This is a genomic window from Pseudomonas sp. 2FE (assembly GCF_005503735.1).
Taxonomy (GTDB): Bacteria; Pseudomonadota; Gammaproteobacteria; order Pseudomonadales; family Pseudomonadaceae; genus Aquipseudomonas.
In genome coordinates this window covers 19,440-36,025 of the sequence record NZ_SCMO01000016.1, presented here as the reverse complement: position 1 = coordinate 36,025, position 16,586 = coordinate 19,440, and the positions used below count along the sequence as shown (strand labels likewise).

At 64.5% G+C, this 16,586-nt stretch carries 11 protein-coding genes and 2 pseudogenes; 12 read left to right on the top strand and 1 reads right to left on the bottom strand.

The genetic code is table 11. From position 1 onward, the window contains the following. The first annotated feature begins 264 nt into the window (after positions 1-264). From FFS12_RS18805 to FFS12_RS18750, 12 genes and pseudogenes are all read left to right on the top strand, one after another. Positions 265-2,043 (top strand): PQQ-dependent methanol/ethanol family dehydrogenase, encoded by a 1,779-nt coding sequence (locus FFS12_RS18805; RefSeq protein ID WP_137889123.1) that lies wholly within the window; start codon positions 265-267, stop codon positions 2,041-2,043. 167 nt (positions 2,044-2,210) lie between these two features. Beyond that, positions 2,211-2,528, top strand: a pseudogene (locus FFS12_RS20330) (hypothetical protein); the annotation flags it as partial. Between the two features lie 225 nt (positions 2,529-2,753). Beyond that, positions 2,754-4,274 carry an aldehyde dehydrogenase family protein gene (locus FFS12_RS18795; protein ID WP_137889121.1) on the top strand — a complete coding sequence of 507 codons (1,521 nt, stop codon included), beginning with the start codon at positions 2,754-2,756 and terminating at the stop codon, positions 4,272-4,274. Positions 4,275-4,703: 429 nt separating this feature from the next. Beyond that, the gene (gene pqqA, locus FFS12_RS18790; RefSeq protein ID WP_003253598.1) at positions 4,704-4,775 is read left to right on the top strand and encodes a pyrroloquinoline quinone precursor peptide PqqA; all 72 of its coding nucleotides are present in this window, start codon (positions 4,704-4,706) and stop codon (positions 4,773-4,775) included. Positions 4,776-4,820: 45 nt separating this feature from the next. Beyond that, entirely contained in the window at positions 4,821-5,735 is a 915-nt protein-coding gene (pqqB, locus tag FFS12_RS18785; RefSeq protein ID WP_137889119.1) for a pyrroloquinoline quinone biosynthesis protein PqqB, read from the top strand. A 10-nt stretch (positions 5,736-5,745) separates the two neighbouring features. Continuing rightward, the gene (gene pqqC / locus FFS12_RS18780; RefSeq protein ID WP_137889117.1) at positions 5,746-6,498 is read left to right on the top strand and encodes a pyrroloquinoline-quinone synthase PqqC; all 753 of its coding nucleotides are present in this window, start codon (positions 5,746-5,748) and stop codon (positions 6,496-6,498) included. A 95-nt stretch (positions 6,499-6,593) separates the two neighbouring features. Further along, entirely contained in the window at positions 6,594-6,872 is a 279-nt protein-coding gene (gene pqqD / locus FFS12_RS18775) for a pyrroloquinoline quinone biosynthesis peptide chaperone PqqD (RefSeq protein ID WP_137889115.1), read from the top strand. Continuing rightward, on the top strand, positions 6,844-8,019 hold the full coding sequence (gene pqqE / locus FFS12_RS18770; RefSeq protein ID WP_137889113.1) for a pyrroloquinoline quinone biosynthesis protein PqqE: 1,176 nt from the start codon (positions 6,844-6,846) through the stop codon (positions 8,017-8,019). Before pqqD ends, pqqE begins: the two co-directional genes overlap by 29 nt. A gap of 87 nt (positions 8,020-8,106) precedes the next feature. Next, a complete protein-coding gene (locus FFS12_RS18765; RefSeq protein ID WP_137889111.1) occupies positions 8,107-9,972 on the top strand; it encodes a S9 family peptidase in 1,866 nt (621 codons plus the stop codon). Between the two features lie 92 nt (positions 9,973-10,064). Further along, complete coding sequence (gene ercA, locus FFS12_RS18760; protein ID WP_137889109.1) at positions 10,065-11,228, top strand: alcohol dehydrogenase-like regulatory protein ErcA; 1,164 nt, start codon at positions 10,065-10,067, stop codon at positions 11,226-11,228. Next, positions 11,212-12,912, top strand: coding sequence for a NahK/ErcS family hybrid sensor histidine kinase/response regulator (locus FFS12_RS18755; protein ID WP_137889107.1), 1,701 nt, complete (start codon positions 11,212-11,214; stop codon positions 12,910-12,912). Before ercA ends, FFS12_RS18755 begins: the two co-directional genes overlap by 17 nt. A gap of 180 nt (positions 12,913-13,092) precedes the next feature. Then, positions 13,093-13,290 (top strand): annotated as a pseudogene (locus FFS12_RS18750) (IS256 family transposase); the annotation flags it as partial. A 92-nt stretch (positions 13,291-13,382) separates the two neighbouring features. On the opposite strand, the gene FFS12_RS18745 reads toward FFS12_RS18750, so the two are convergent. Beyond that, positions 13,383-16,580 carry an EAL domain-containing protein gene (locus tag FFS12_RS18745; protein WP_137889105.1) on the bottom strand — a complete coding sequence of 1,066 codons (3,198 nt, stop codon included), beginning with the start codon at positions 16,578-16,580 and terminating at the stop codon, positions 13,383-13,385. Positions 16,581-16,586: the final 6 nt, after the last annotated feature.

Genomic DNA, 16,586 nt, shown 5'->3' with positions numbered 1-16,586 from the left:
CACTTTGTAAAAGCCTGGGTGGCGTGCGGATATGCTCTTTTCAGGGTGGGCGGTTGAGACTAAAGAATGCCTGCCGTCGGCAGTGGGCGAACTTGGGCCTGGCCGTGAACAGCTGCCGGGCGGCGAGGCGAGCGAGTATTGCTACCAAGGGAGGATGAAACTCCGCACTGCGGTCAATTGTTGAACAGGCGGGGCAGACCAAGAATTCGCCGCAGACCGGGAAATTTTCCCGGACACAACAACAAGCCCGCAGAGGTAGCCGCAATGAAGCACAACGGTCTCACCCAACCCTTCGTCCGCACGGCGCTATTTGCCGCGGTCACGCTGGCCAGCCTGTCGGCGCAGGCCGGGGTCACTGATGAAGACATCAGCGCCAGTGGCAAGCGTAACGACCAGATCGTGGTCAACGGCATCAGCCAGCAGGGCCAGCGCTACAGCACCCTGGATACCTTGAATACCGACAACGTCAAGGAACTGCGGCCGGTCTGGGCGTTGTCCTTCGGTGGCGAGAAGCAGCGCGGCCAACAGGCCCAGCCGCTGATCAAGGACGGCGTGATGTACGTCGCCGCCTCCTACTCGCGGGTGTTTGCCGCCGATGCACGCACCGGCAAGAAACTCTGGCAGTACGACGCCCGTCTGCCGGACGGCATCATGCCGTGCTGCGACGTGATCAACCGGGGTGTGGCCCTGTATGGCGACCTGGTGATCTTCGGCACCCTCGACGCCAAGCTGGTCGCCCTGAACAAGGACACCGGCAAGGTGGTGTGGAAGAAGACCGTAGCCGACTACAAGGCCGGTTACTCGATCTCCGCGGCGCCGCTGATCGCCAAGGGCAAGCTGATCACCGGCGTGGCCGGCGGCGAGTTCGGCGTAGTCGGCAAGATCGAAGCCTACGACCCGAGCAACGGCGAGCTGCTGTGGACCCGGCCGACCGTGGAAGGCCACATGGGTTTCGTCTACAAGGACGGCAAGGCGGTCGAGAACGGTATCTCCGGCGGCGCCCCGGGCCAGACCTGGCCTGGCGACCTGTGGAAGACCGGCGGCGCGGCCCCGTGGCTGGGTGGCTTCTACGATCCGACCACCGACTCGCTGTTCTTCGGCACCGGTAACCCGTCGCCGTGGAACTCGCACCTGCGTCCGGGCGACAACCTGTATTCCTCTTCGCGTCTGGCCCTGAACCCGGAAGACGGTTCGATCAAGTGGCACTTCCAGACCACCCCGCACGATGGCTGGGACTACGACGGCGTCAACGAACTGGTGTCCTTCGACTACCAGGACGCTGGCAAGACCATCAAGGCCGCCGCCACCGCCGACCGTAACGGCTTCTTCTACGTGCTCGACCGTACCAACGGCGAGTTCATCCGTGGTTTCCCCTTCGTCGACAAGATCACCTGGGCCAAGGGCCTGGACAAGAATGGCCGGCCGATCTACGACGACGCCCACCGCCCGGGTGCTCCGGGTGACGCGAAGAAGGGCTCGTCGGTGTTTGTCGCGCCGTCCTTCCTGGGTGGCAAGAACTGGATGCCGATGGCCTACAGCCAGGACACCGGGCTGTTCTACGTGCCGTCCAACGAGTGGGGCATGGACATGTGGAACGAAGGCGTGGCCTACAAGAAAGGCGCGGCCTACCTCGGTGCCGGTTTCACCATCAAGCCGCTGAACGAGGATTACATCGGCGTGCTGCGCGCCATCGATCCGAAAACCGGCAAGGAAGCCTGGCGCTACAAGAACTACGCGCCACTCTGGGGCGGCGTGCTGGCGACCAAGGGCAACCTGGTGTTCACCGGCAACCCGGAAGGTTTCCTGATGGCCTTCGACGCCAAGACCGGCAAGAAACTCTATGAGTTCAACACCGGCTCGGGCGTGATCGCCTCGCCTATCACCTGGGAAATGGATGGCGAGCAGTACGTCACCGTGCTCTCCGGCTGGGGCGGCGCGGTACCGCTGTGGGGCGGCGAGGTGGCCAAGCGCATCAAGGACCTCGACCAGGGCGGGATGATCTGGACCTTCAAACTGCCGAAGGACCTGGTCGCCAAGCGTTAACCCGCAAAGCAGCAACGACAAGGCCGGCATTGCCGGCCTTGTCGTTTGCGTCTGGGCAAGAAGCTGCATTCGCAACTGGATGCTGCCGCGCGCATCGTCGCCAGTGCCGAGGTGATGATTCAGACCGAAGAAGTCACCTCCAGCCGCAGTCAGCAGGCCGCGAGCTCGATACCGCCCGCAGTCGCAGCAAGCGCCTGTTCAACGACCGCACCGGCATCCGCTGCGGCAGCCACCAGCAGCCGCTGCTGTTGCAGACTTACACCCGTGACACCGGCGAGCTGATGCACGATCTGTCGGTGCCGATCTTCATCAATGGGCGCCACTGGGGCGGCCTGCGCAACTTGGCCTCGATTAGCCGCTCCTATCACGTGCAGGCCTGGGTTGCGGACATCGACCCGGTGGCGCGCCAGGTGCGTCTGGCCGACGGCAGCCTGTATCGCCACGGATCGCTGGAACAAACCGGCTCGAAAGCCACTCCACCGTAGGGAGCGCTGCTCCGCACCAGATCATGCACCACAGAGCACCGGGGCCATGGCGCTCCCCGCGCAGGCTCCAGTGCGCCCTGGAACGGGCGTTGCGTAGGCAACTACTACCAAATGAGTAGCTCTCCTGTGCCATGGGTGCATACCGACGCCACAGGGTGCCTGATTAAGATCCAAACATGATCTGTCCTATGTTCGGGACAGGCTCCGACAAGAGAGGCCATCGCCATGATTTACGCGCAACCAGGCACCGCTGGCGCCGTCGTTTCCTTCAAGCCCCGTTACGGCAACTTCATCGGTGGCGAGTTCGTGCCGCCGGTACAGGGCCAGTACTTCACCAATACCTCGCCGGTGAATGGCCAGGTGATCGCCGAGTTCCCGCGCTCCAGCGCCGAAGACATCGACCGCGCGCTGGACGCCGCCCACGCTGCCGCCGAGGCCTGGGGCAAGACTTCGGCCCAGGATCGCTCGCTGGTTCTGCTGAAGATCGCCGACCGCATCGAAGCCAACCTCGAAGTGCTGGCCGTCACCGAAACCTGGGACAACGGCAAGGCGGTGCGTGAAACCCTGAACGCCGACGTGCCGCTGGCCGCCGACCACTTCCGCTACTTCGCCGGCTGCATCCGTGCCCAGGAAGGCGGCGCCGCCGAGATCAACGAACTGACCGCTGCCTATCACTTTCACGAGCCGCTGGGCGTGGTCGGGCAGATCATTCCGTGGAACTTCCCGCTGCTGATGGCCGCCTGGAAGCTGGCCCCGGCCCTGGCCGCCGGTAACTGCGTGGTGCTCAAGCCGGCCGAACAGACTCCGCTGTCGATCATGGTGTTCGCGGAAATCATCGCCGACCTGCTGCCACCGGGCGTGTTCAACATCGTTCAGGGCTTCGGTCGGGAAGCCGGCGAAGCGCTGGCGACCAGCAAGCGCATCGCCAAGATCGCCTTCACCGGCTCGACCCCGGTCGGCTCGCACATCCTCAAGTGCGCGGCGGAAAACATCATCCCCTCCACCGTCGAGCTGGGCGGCAAGTCGCCGAACATCTTCTTCGAAGACATCATGCAGGCCGAGCCGGCCTTCATCGAGAAGGCCGCCGAAGGCCTGGTGCTGGCGTTCTTCAATCAGGGCGAAGTCTGCACCTGCCCATCCCGCGCACTGGTGCAGGAATCGATCTACGAGTCGTTCATGGCCGTGGTGATGAAAAAGGTCGCCAAGATCAAGCGCGGCGACCCGCTGGACACCGAGACCATGGTCGGCGCCCAGGCCTCCGAGCAGCAGTTCGACAAGATCCTCTCCTACCTGGAGATCGCCCAGCAGGAAGGCGCCGAGCTGCTCACCGGCGGCGGTGTGGAGAAGCTCGCCGGCAGCCTGGGTGGTGGTTATTACATCCAGCCGACCCTGCTCAAGGGCCACAACAAGATGCGCGTGTTCCAGGAGGAGATCTTCGGCCCGGTGGTCGGCATCACCACCTTCAAGGACGAAGCCGAAGCCCTGGCCATCGCCAACGACAGCGAGTTCGGCCTCGGTGCCGGCCTCTGGACCCGCGACATCAACCGCGCCTACCGCATGGGCCGGGCGATCAAGGCCGGCCGGGTGTGGACCAACTGCTACCACCTGTACCCGGCACACGCCGCGTTCGGCGGTTACAAGAAGTCCGGTGTCGGCCGTGAAAACCACAAGATGATGCTCGACCACTATCAGCAGACCAAGAACCTGCTGGTCAGCTACGACATCAACCCGCTGGGCTTTTTCTAAACCTGTACAGCCGGCCGCGCGCTCCCGCGGCCGGCTCTTTTTTGCCGATGCACCTCCCCAGGTGCGGTTTGTCAGTGAAGCTGCCTACCCACTCCTAAGGGTTGGCAAACCCCTATCGCGACGCGGCCTCGGCCGCGTTTTTTATTGTTTGGCCTGGGTGGTGGGCGGTCGTTAGTCCCGTAGCGTCGCTGGCTGGGCTTCAGCCCAGCACCGTAGGCATCTGGGTGGGCTAAAGTTCACTCTGCGACACCGAGTCAACGCACTAGCAAGGCCTGCCGGGGCGCAGGCGGGATAACCTCTTACCCGTCCAGCGCATGCGCTACCAAATCACGAGTAAAACTCCTCCGAAAGTACCATTCGATGCTTGCTGTCCCGGTGGTTAACTGGTTTTGCCGGAATTTTCCGGCGGATAAAAACGAGGACTGAGCCATGTGGACTAAACCCGCCTTCACCGATCTGCGCATTGGTTTCGAAGTGACCATGTACTTCGCCAACCGTTGATCCGCTTTGCCCCGGCTTGCCGGGGCATTTGCGTCAGGAACCAGCATGCACATCCAGATTCTCGGCTCCGCCGCCGGTGGCGGTTTTCCCCAGTGGAACTGCAACTGCCGCAATTGCCGCGGCGTGCGTAACGGCAGCCTGCGCGCGCAACCGCGTACCCAGTCGTCGATAGCCCTCAGTGACGATGGCGTGCACTGGATTCTGTGCAACGCCTCGCCCGATATCCGTGCGCAGATCGAGTCCTTTCCGGCGCTGCAACCGGCGCGCAAATTGCGCGATACGGCGATTGCCGGCATCGTCCTGCTCGACAGCCAGATCGACCACGCCACCGGATTGCTGACCCTGCGCGAGGGTTGCCCGCATCAGGTCTGGTGCACCGAGATGGTCCACCAGGACCTCAGCAGCGGCTTTCCGCTGTTCAACATGCTCGGCCACTGGAATGGCGGCCTGCAGCACAACCTGATCGAGCTGGACGGCACGCCGTTCAGCATTCCGGCCTGCCCGAACCTGCGCCTGACCGCGATTGCCTTGCGCAGCAGCGCGCCGCCGTATTCGCCGCACCGCAGCAACCCGCACCCGGGCGACAACATTGGCCTGTTCGTCGAGGACCTGCAGAGCGGCGGCAAACTGTTCTACGCCCCCGGCCTCGGCCAGCTCGACGACGCCTTGCGGGCCTGGATGCGCCGTGCCGACTGCCTGTTGGTGGACGGCACGCTATGGCGCGACGATGAAATGCGCGTCTGCGAAGTCGGCGACAAGCTCGGCAGCGAGATGGGCCATCTGGCCCAGAGCGGGCCGGGCGGCATGATCGAGGTGCTCGATGGCTTGTCGGGGCCGCGCAAAATCCTCATCCATATCAACAACACCAACCCGATTCTCGACGTCGACTCCGCGGAACGCGCCATCCTGGCCGAGCACGCCATCGAAGTCGCTTGGGATGGCATGAGCATCCAGCTGTGAGGAGCCAGACATGAGCACCACCGCCATGAGCCCGGCCGAATTCGAGCAGGCACTGCGTGCCAAGGGCGCCTATTACCACATTCATCACCCGTTCCACGTGGCCATGTACCAGGGCCACGCCAGCCGCGCGCAGATCCAGGGCTGGGTGGCCAACCGTTTCTACTATCAGGTGAATATCCCGCTGAAAGACGCGGCGATCATGGCTAACTGCCCGGACCGCGACACCCGCCGCGAGTGGGTGCAGCGCATCCTCGATCACGACGGCGCACCGGGTGAGGAGGGCGGTATCGAGGCCTGGCTGCGCCTGGCCGAGGCCGTAGGGTTGGAGCGTGAGCAGGTGCTGTCGCAGGAACTGGTGCTGCCCGGCGTACGCTTCGCGGTGGATGCCTATGTCAACTTCGCCCGCCGCGCCAGTTGGCAGGAGGCGGCGAGCAGCTCGCTGACCGAATTGTTCGCCCCGCAGATCCACCAGTCGCGGTTGGACAGCTGGCCGCAGCATTACAGCTGGATCGATCCGGCCGGCTACGACTACTTCCGTTCGCGCCTCAAGCAAGCGCGCCGCGATGTCGAGCACGGCCTGCGCATCACCCTGCAGCACTACCGCAGCTACGAGGCGCAACAGCGCATGCTGGAGATCCTGCAATTCAAGCTGGACGTGCTGTGGAGCATGCTCGATGCCATCAGCATGGCCTACGAACTGGAGCGCCCGCCATATCACAGCGTCACCCGCGAACGGGTCTGGCATCGGGGGATTGCGCTATGAGCAGCCCGCACCGAACCGTATGTAGGGTGCGCCGTGCGCACCATTACTTCGATCCTGCTGGTGCGCGCGGCGCACCCTACGCCAGAGGCGCCTGAATGAGCCAAGCCATCCAGCAGCAGGTACCGAAGCTGCGCCGCGGTTTTCGTTTGCAATGGGAGCCGGTGCAGAACTGCCACGTGCTGCTCTACCCGGAAGGCATGATCAAGCTCAACGACAGTGCCGGGGAAATCCTCAAGCTGGTCAACGGCCAGCAGAGCGTCGCCGCCATCATCGACGAACTGAGTGGGCGTTTCCCGGGTGTGCCGGGCATCGACGAAGACATCCTTGCCTTTATGGAGGTAGCCAATGCTCAGTTCTGGATCGAGTTGCACTAAGTCTGCAGCCGGGCCCGAAGCGCTCAAGGCGCAGCCCGGCCCGCCGCTCTGGCTGCTGGCCGAGCTGACCTACCGCTGCCCCTTACAGTGCCCGTACTGCTCCAACCCGCTGGACTTTGCCAAGCAGGGCGATGAGCTGACGACCGCCGAGTGGATCGAGGTGTTTCGCCAGTCGCGCGAGATGGGTGCGGCGCAACTGGGCTTCTCCGGTGGCGAACCGCTGGTGCGCCAGGACCTCGCCGAGCTGATCGAGGCCGCCCGGGACATGGGCTACTACACTAACCTGATCACCTCCGGCATCGGCCTCAACGAAGCGCGCATCGCCGAGTTCAGCGAGGCCGGGCTGGACCATATCCAGATCAGCTTCCAGGCCGCCGACGAGGAGGTCAACAATATGCTGGCCGGCTCGAAGAAGGCCTTCGCGCACAAGCTGGCGATGGCCCGCGCGGTCAAGGCCCATGGTTACCCGATGGTGCTCAACTTCGTCATCCATCGGCACAACATCGACCGCATCGAGCGGGTCATCGAACTGTGCCTGGAGCTGGAAGCCGACTTCGTTGAGCTCGCCACCTGCCAGTTCTACGGCTGGGCCGAACTCAACCGCGCCGGGCTGCTACCGACCAAGGCGCAGCTGCAGCGTGCCGAGCGCATCACCAACGAATACCGGGCCAAGCTGGAAGCGCAGAAGCACCCGTGCAAGCTGATCTTCGTCACCCCGGACTACTACGAGGAACGGCCGAAAGCCTGCATGAACGGCTGGGCCAACCTGTTCCTCGACATCACTCCGGACGGCACTGCGCTGCCGTGCCACAGCGCCCGGCAGTTGCCGGTGCAATTCCCGAATGTGCGCGAGCACAGCATCCAGCACATCTGGAACGACTCCTTCGGCTTCAATCGTTTTCGCGGCGACGCCTGGATGCCCGAGCCGTGCCGCTCTTGCGACGAGAAGCACAAGGATTTCGGCGGCTGTCGCTGCCAGGCCTTCATGCTCACCGGCGATGCCAGCAACGCCGACCCGGTGTGCGGCAAGTCGGAGCACCACGGGCTGATCCTCGCCGCTCGCGCCGAGGCGGAGCAGGCCCCGCGTGGTCTGGACGAATTGGTCATGCGCAATGAGCGAGCCTCTAAACTGATCCTTAAGGTATGAACCGATGGTGCGCACGGCGCACCCTACGACCAGTAACCCGTAGGGTGCGCCGTGCGCACCACCTATTCCCCTGACTACGAGGCCTGCATGGCTAAAGTCCCGACGCCTTACGGCTTCTGGCCGAGCGCCTGGTCCGCCGAGCGGGCCGCCGTCGCCAGTCGCGATTTCGCCGAACTGCGCGCCGGTCATGGTGGCCTGCTGTGGATCGAATTCTGCCCACAGACTTCGCGTTGCACGGTCTGGCACTGGCATGATGGCCAGGCCCAGTGCCTGACGCCGGCGGCTTTCTCCCTGCGCAGCCGGGTCTACGAGTACGGTGGCGGCGCCTTCTGCCGGACCGATCAGGGCGTGGCCTTCGTCAACGAGGCGGACCAGCAGATCTACCTGCAAGCCCTGGATGGACAACCGCAACGCCTCACAGACTGCGTCGATAGCCGGTTCGGCGATCTGTGTTTCGCTGCCCGGCAGCAGGCCGTGCTGGCGGTGGAGGAGCGTCAGGCAGAGGGCAGGGTCGAGCATCGCCTGGTCAGCTTCAGCCTGGATGACGGGTCCCGTCGGGTCATGGTCGAGGGCGCCGACTTCTATGCCGGGCCAACCCTGAGTGAAGATGGCGAGCGCCTGGCCTGGATCGAATGGAATCGCCCCGAACAACCCTGGACCGCAACCCGCTTGTTCCTGGCGGAGCGGGACGGGCAGGGCGGTTGGTTGCCGGCGCAGGTGGTGGCCGGGAACACAGGCGCCGAGTCTCTGCAACAGCCGCGTTTCGGCGTCGATGGCCGCCTGTTCTGCCTCAGCGACCGCCACGGCTGGTGGCAGCCTTGGGCCGAACAACAGGGCCAATGGCTACCGGTAGGGTGCGTCGCTGCTGCCGACCATGCTGCAGCGCCCTGGCAATTGGGCGCCTGTAGCTACCTCCCGTTGGTGGACGAGGGGATGTTGCTAAGCCGTTTCGTCCAGGGCTGGGGTGCGCTAGTGGAGCGCTGCGCGGATGGTACGGAACGACCGTTGGCCGAGGCCTTCAGCCGTTTCCGTGCCTTGGCGGCGGATGCCGAGAACTTCTACTGCATCACCGCCGCGCCAGAGCGCTTGCCGGCAATTCTGGCCATCGACCGCTTCGACGGCTCGGTGCAGGTACTAGCTGGCGGCGAACAGGCGCTGCCCGCCGCACAGCTGGCGCGGCCACAGCCATTGAGTTTCGCCAGCGCTGGCGAGCAGGCCCACGCCTTCTTCTATAAGCCGACGAATGCCGACTATCGGGGGCCGGAAGGGGACAAACCGCCCTTGCTGGTATTTCTCCACGGGGGGCCGACCTCGGCCTGTTATCCGGCGTTCGACCCGCGTATCCAGTTCTGGACCCAGCGTGGTTTCGCCGTGGCGGACCTCAACTATCGAGGTAGCAGCGGTTTTGGTCGCGCCTACCGGCAGCGGCTCCAGGGCCAGTGGGGGCTGGTCGAGGTCGAGGATGTCCTGGCACTGGTCGCGCATCTGGCCGAGCACGGGCTGATCGATCCTGCTCGGGCCTTTATCCGAGGCGCCAGTGCCGGGGGTTACACGACGCTGTGCGCCCTGGCGTTCCATAACGCTTTTCGTGGCGGTGCCAGTCTGTACGGCGTCAGCGATCCTCTGGCACTGCGGCGGGTGACGCACAAGTTCGAGGCGGACTATCTGGACTGGCTGATCGGCGACCCTGAGCGCGATGCCGAGCGTTACCGGGCCCGCACCCCGCTGTATCACGCCGATAAGATCAACGCGCCAGTGATCTTCTTCCAGGGCGGGCTGGACGCCGTGGTGCTGCCGCAGCAGACTGAGGCCATGGTCGCCGCCCTGCAACAGCGTGGCGTCCCGGTCGAATATCACTGCTATGCGGATGAGCACCACGGCTTTCGCCAGGCCGCCCATCTGGCCGAAACCCTTGAGCTGGAATGGCGCTTCTACCAACGACTGCTGGGCTAGCCGGCCGCTGACGGCGATAGTCGCATTGCAATGTCCGATGGATGCAGTAGGCTGCTCTGTACTCTTTCATTACAAGAAAATCAGGCCGTTGCATGAGCCACGATGTAAGCCAGCTGCGCAAATTCGTTTCCCCGGAAATCATCTTTGGTGCTGGCTGCCGACATAACGTCGCCAACTACGCCAAGACCTTCGGCGCCCGTAAGGTGCTGGTGGTCTCCGACCCCGGGGTAGTCGCCGCCGGCTGGGTCGCCGACATCGAGGCCAGCCTGCAGGAGCAGGACATCGACTATTGCCTGTATACCCAGGTGTCGCCCAACCCGCGGGTGGAAGAGGTGATGCTCGGTGCGGAAATCTACCGCGCCAATAGCTGCAACGTGATAGTCGCGGTCGGCGGTGGCAGCCCGATGGACTGCGCCAAGGGCATCGGCATCGTGGTCGCCCACGACCGCAGCATCCTCGAGTTCGAGGGCGTGGATACCCTCCGCGTGCCCAGTCCGCCGCTGATCATGATCCCCACCACCGCCGGCACCTCGGCCGACGTCTCGCAGTTCGTGATCATCTCCAACCAGCAGGAACGGATGAAGTTCTCCATCGTCAGCAAGGCAGTAGTCCCCGACGTGTCACTGATCGACCCGGAAACCACCGCCAGCATGGATCCGTTCCTGTCCGCCTGTACCGGTATCGATGCGCTGGTGCATGCCATCGAGGCCTTCGTTTCCACTGGCCACGGCCCACTCACCGACCCCCACGCGCTGGAAGCCATGCGCCTGATCAACGGCAACCTGGTGCAGATGATCGCCAACCCCAACGATATAGCCCTGCGCGAGAAGATCATGCTCGGCAGCATGCAAGCCGGGCTGGCGTTTTCCAACGCGATCCTCGGCGCGGTGCACGCCATGTCCCACAGCCTTGGCGGTTTCCTCGATCTGCCGCATGGCCTGTGCAACGCGGTACTGGTCGAGCACGTGGTGGCCTTCAACTACAGCGCCGCGCCGGAGCGTTTCAAGATCATCGCCGAAACCTTCGGCATCGACTGCCGCGGCCTCAATCACAACCAGATTCGCCAGCGGCTGGTCGAGCACCTGATCACCCTCAAGCATGCTGTCGGCTTCCATGAAACCCTTGGCCTGCACGGTGTCGGTAATTCCGACATTCCGTTCCTGTCGCAGCATGCCATGGGCGACCCCTGCATCCTCACCAACCCCCGCGCGTCGAGTCAGCGCGATGTCGAGGTCGTCTATGGCGAGGCCCTCTGACGAACAGCAAAAAGCCATGGCTGGGCTGCTGGGGCTCGGTAGCCATTCGGCACGCAAGAGCCATTACCCGGAACTGCTGACCCGCCTGGAAGAACTGGAAACCGAGCGCAATCGCTACAAGTGGCTTTTCGAACATGCCGTGCACGGCATCTTCCAGGCCAACCTGCACGAGGGCCTGCGCGCAGCCAATCCGGCGCTGGCGCGGATGCTCGGCTACGACGACCCGCAGGACGTGCTGTGGTCGCTGACCGATATGGCTAGCCACCTGTTTGTGGGCGGCGAAGCGGAGGTGCTGCGGATTCGTGAGGTGTTGCGCGAGCGTTCCGGGCTGTTCGGTTACGAAACCCGGCTGCGGCGCAAGGACGGCAGCCACGTCGATGTGTTGATGAACCTGCTGCTGAAACCGGATGAAGAGGGCTTGGTAGAAGGTTTTGTCGCCGACATCACCGAACGCATTCAGGCCCAGCAACGGCTGCAGACCCTGAATGACGAGCTCGAGCAGCGCGTCGCCACTCGCACCCAGGAACTGCAGACCCTCAACCAGCAATTGCGCGAGGCGCGCGATGTGGCGCAGGCGGCCAACCTGAGCAAGGACAAGTACCTGGCGGCGGCCAGCCATGACCTGCTGCAGCCCTTGAATGCCGCGCGGCTGCTAATCTCGACGCTGCGCGAGCGGCGGTTGCCAGAAGCCGAACAGCTGCTGGTGGAACGCGCGCACCAAGCACTGGAAGGCGCCGAGGACCTGCTTACCGACCTGCTGGACATCTCCAAGCTGGATCAGGCGGCGATCAAGCCGGATGTCGATGTCTACCGCCTGGACGAACTGCTGGCGCCCTTGGCCTCGGAGTTCCAGCCGGTGGCCGCTGCCGCTGGGCTGAACCTGCGCGTGCGTATCCCGGCCTACAGCGTCAACACCGACTTCCGCCTGCTGACGCGGATTTTGCGTAACTTCCTCAGCAACGCCTGCCGTTACACCCCGCGCGGCGGCATCCTGCTCGGCGTCCGCCGGCGTGGCGATGTGCTGGCGCTGGAGGTCTGGGACACCGGTCGCGGCATCGCCGCCGATCAGTTGCAGTCGATCTTCCTTGAGTTCAATCAGCTGGATGTCGGTCGCGCCGCCGATCGCAAGGGCGTCGGCCTGGGGCTGGCGATCGTCGAGCGGATCGCTGCGATGCTCGGCTACGCCGTGCGGGTCCGTTCGCAACCCGGGCGCGGCTCGGTGTTCAGCATCGACGTACCGCTGTCCCGGCAAGCCCCCGTGGCCAGCAGCGCGGCGGTAGTTCTGCAGGCGGGAGCCGGCAATCCACTGCCGGGGCGGCGCCTGCTGGTGCTGGATAACGAACTGAGCATTCTCCACAGCATGGCCGCGCTGCTCGGGCAATGGGGCTGCGAGGTGCTCACCGCCACCGATCAGGCGGTGGCCTTGACGGCACTGCAGGGCCAGGCGCCGGAGCTGATCCTCGCCGACTTCCATCTCGATCACGGGGTGACTGGTTGTCAGGTGGTGCAGCAGTTGCGCGAGCATTTTGCCTTGCCGATACCGGCGGTGATGATCACCGCCGACCGCAGCGATCAGTGCCGGCGCGAGCTGCAGGCGCTGGGCGCGCCCTTGCTGAACAAACCGGTGAAACCCGGCAAGCTGCGCGCGGTGCTTAGCCAGTTGCTGCGGGTCGAGACGGGCTGAGCGAGGCTGCTAGAGGTGGACGGTGAGCGTTTGCGCAGAACGGTCGCCTGCTGAATCTGCCCAGCCCTCGAATACCCGGCCCGGTTCACTGTCCGCCCAGGACGCTGGTTACTGTTCCGTTTGCGCGTGTTTGCGGAGGACGCGGCTGAAATATCCGACGTCGGAGTCCCAGTTGGTGATATTGGACCGAAACACCCCGTACCTGACGAGTTGCTGAACCGATTGCTGGCCAACTACCTGAAGCCCGAAGACCTGATCGGCGAGAACGACATCCTCAAGCAGCTAACCCAGATGCTGGTCGAGCGTGCCCTTGATGCCCAGATGACCCACCATCTTGGTCATGGCAAGAACGAGCCTGTGGCCAACCCTGTCGACAATATCGAGGCGTCGATTTTCAGGAATTGCCGGGTGAAAACGGGCCTGGCTTGCGGCTGGCTTTCGGCCAACAGGCGCTTTATTCCTATGCTTCGTCACCAGCACCGCCCGGAGGCGATCAACTGCTCGGCGGCGGCGGCATCGAGCGGTCGGGAAAAGTAGTAGCCCTGGCCGTACTCGACCCCCAGCCCGCGCAGTTGGGCCAGCTGCCCTTCGCTCTCCACCCCCTCGGCGATAAGGTCCATGCCCAGGGTATGCGCCAAGGTGGCGATGGTCTGGATGATGTCCGCATTCTTGCGATCCACGTCCATGCGGCGCACGAAGGACGCGTCGATCTTCAGCGTGTTGACCGGGAAGCGGTGCAGGTAGGACAGCGAGGAATAGCCGGTGCCGAAATCGTCCATCAGCAACTTCACCCCCATGGCGCGCAGTTGCTCCAGCACCGCCGCCGCCGCCTCGGCGTGCTCCATGATCACGGTCTCGGTGACTTCCAGCTTGAGACTATGGGTATCGAGGCCGGTTTCCTGCAGCACCGTCTCGATTTGCTGCATCAGGTCGGGCTGGATGAACTGCCGCCCGGCCAGGTTCACGCTTATCTGCAGTGGCGAGTGCCGCGGCCATTTCAGCTGCCAGTCGCGCATCTGGCGGCAGGCCTCGCCCAGCACCCAGCGGCCGATATGCACGATGAGACCGGTTTCCTCGGTCAGCGGGATGAAGTCCCCCGGCTGCACCAGGCTGCCGTCGGGACGGCGCATGCGCACCAGCGCCTCGAAGCCGGCGAGCGTGCCCGTGCGCAGTTCGACGATGGGCTGGTAGAACACCTGGAACTGCTGCCCCTTCAGCACCGCCTGGCGCAATTCGGTTTCCATGTCGAGTAGCGCGACGACGCGTTGCCGCATATCGGCCGCGAACACCTCGCAATAGGCTCCGCCCTGCTCCAGTGCACTGTGGCTGGCCGTATCGGCGTCGCGCAGGATGTCGCCCGGATCGACATAGCTAGCCCGCCCGATGGCAATGCCGATGCTGGCGGAGGTGAACAGCTCGTGCCCCTCGATGTTGAAACCGGCCGCCAGCGCGGCCTGCAACTTGTCGGCGAAGCGCACCGCCTCGCCTTCCTCCCGCGCCTCGTCGAGGAGGATGGCGAAATTCTCGCCGCCCACGCGGGCGACGGTATCGCCAGGGCGCAGGCTGGCGTCTAGGCGTTGCGCCACGGCGATCAGCAGTTGGTCACCGGCGGCAGCGCCGAGGCTGTCGGTGATGACCCGGAAGCGATCCAGGTTGAGGAACAGGAGGGCAAAGCCGCGTCCGGATTCGAGCCTGATCCGCTCCAGTGCATCGCCCAGCCGACTCAGCAGCAGCGCCCGGTTGGGCAAGCCGGTCAGGCTGTCGCGCAACAGCTCTTCCTCGACCACCGTGGCGAGCAAGACCCGCGCCGACGCGGCGCCGATGACACCGGCCAGCTGCGCCTCGCAATAGCGCGCCAACTCGGCGTCGATCTCCTGCGGCCAGTCCCTCCCGCGCGGTCGGGCATAAGCGGAAAACGCCACTTTGGCGTTGCCCGCGCCGAGAAAGCGTGCCAGCAGGGCGTAGAGATCGGGCAGCGAGCCACTGACTCGCCAGACGCGCTCGGCGCCACGATCATGCTTGAAGACATCGACGAAGAGCGTCGCCTGCGTCTGCTCAACCGCGCTCTGATCGGAGAGGATCGACACGGTAAGGTAGGCTCCGACGTTGGCCAGCATGCTCCACAGTAGGGCGTGACTGATCTCGTCCAGCCCCTCCAGGCCGAACAGGCTCAGCGGCCGCAGCAGCGCGATGGCGAACGGGCCCTGTTCGAGCAAGTCCATCGGCAGCCAGCCGGAACGAGCGAAGGCCGGCAGCATCAGGGTATAGGCCCACACCAGGAAACCGGCGCCAAGTCCGGCCAGGGCCCCGGCGCGTGTGCCGCCTTTCCAGTAGATGCCGCCGAGCAGTGCCGGCGCGAACTGGGCCACGGCGGCGAAGGAAATCAGGCCAATGGAAACCAGGGCATAGGCCTCGCCCGCCAGCCGGTAGTAGGCGTAGCCGAGCAGCAGGCCGACGACTATGGTGCCACGGCGGATCGCCAGCAACAGGCCGGAGAGATCCTCGCGCTCAGCCAGGTGCAAGGCCTTGATGCGCAGCAGCGCGGGCATCACCAGATCGTTGCAGACCATGGTCGAGAGCGCGATGGACTCGACGATCACCATCCCGGTGGCCGCCGAGACCCCCCCGATGAAGACCAGCAGGGCCAGCGCCTCCTGCTGCCCGGACATGGGCAGGGTGAGGACGAAGGTATCGGGGTTGACTGCGCCGTCGCCGAAATGCAGCAGGCCGCCGATGGCGATAGGCAGGACGAAGAGGTTGAACAAGAGCAGGTAGAGGGGAAATAGCCAGATCGCCTTGTTCAGGTGCGCCTCGTCGACGTTCTCGACCACCGCCACCTGGAACTGCCGCGGCAGGAACATGATCGCCAGCATGGAGAGAAAGGCCAGTGAAAACAGCGAGGCCCAGTTGTGGTACACGTCGCTCGATCCGCCGCCAATGATGAACACCTCGGCGATGCGCGGCACCTCCGACGCCCTGGCGAAGAGGTCGGCCAGGCCGTCGTACATCCCCCAGGTGACGAAGATCCCGACCGCCAGGAAGGCCAGCAGCTTGACCAGCGACTCGAAGGCGATGGCCGCCACCATACCCTCGTGGCGCTCGGCGGCGTCCAGATGGCGGGTGCCGAAAACGATGGTGAAGGCGGCCAGGATCAGGGCCACATAAAACGCAGTGTCGCCCAGAACCGCTTCCGGCGCCTTCTGCGCCAGCGGCAGGATGTCGGGATAGCCGCGCAACACGTTGAAGCTGGTGGAGATGGCTTTGAGCTGCAGGGAAACGTAGGGGATGACGCCGACCACCGCGATCACCGTCACCAGCCCGGCCAGCGCCGCGCTCTTGCCGTAGCGCGAGGAGATGAAGTCGGCCAGCGAGGTGATGCGGTTGTCCTTGGCGATGCGGATGATCTTGCGCAACACCACCCACCACAGCGCGGCCATTACCGTCGGGCCGAGGTAGATGGGCAGGAAGCCGATGCCACTGTCGGCGGCACGCCCGACACTGCCGTAAAAGGTCCAGGCAGTGGCATAGACCGCCAGCGAGAGCGAATAGACATAGGGGTTGGCGATCAGGCTGTGGCCGAGCGCGGCGGCCTTATCGCCGCGATAGGCGATGGCGAAGAGCAGGCCGAGATAGGCGGCGGCGACGGCCGCGATGACCCAGGCAGGCACGCTTCA

Coding starts and splice junctions, on each gene's coding strand:
- FFS12_RS18755 (WP_137889107.1), top strand. CDS start 11,212: ATGGCGAGGCCCTCTGACGAACAGCAAAAAGCCATGGCTGGGCTGCTG.
- ercA (WP_137889109.1), top strand. CDS start 10,065: ATGAGCCACGATGTAAGCCAGCTGCGCAAATTCGTTTCCCCGGAAATC.
- FFS12_RS18765 (WP_137889111.1), top strand. CDS start 8,107: ATGGCTAAAGTCCCGACGCCTTACGGCTTCTGGCCGAGCGCCTGGTCC.
- pqqB (WP_137889119.1), top strand. CDS start 4,821: ATGCACATCCAGATTCTCGGCTCCGCCGCCGGTGGCGGTTTTCCCCAG.
- pqqC (WP_137889117.1), top strand. CDS start 5,746: ATGAGCACCACCGCCATGAGCCCGGCCGAATTCGAGCAGGCACTGCGT.
- FFS12_RS18805 (WP_137889123.1), top strand. CDS start 265: ATGAAGCACAACGGTCTCACCCAACCCTTCGTCCGCACGGCGCTATTT.
- pqqD (WP_137889115.1), top strand. CDS start 6,594: ATGAGCCAAGCCATCCAGCAGCAGGTACCGAAGCTGCGCCGCGGTTTT.
- pqqE (WP_137889113.1), top strand. CDS start 6,844: ATGCTCAGTTCTGGATCGAGTTGCACTAAGTCTGCAGCCGGGCCCGAA.
- FFS12_RS18795 (WP_137889121.1), top strand. CDS start 2,754: ATGATTTACGCGCAACCAGGCACCGCTGGCGCCGTCGTTTCCTTCAAG.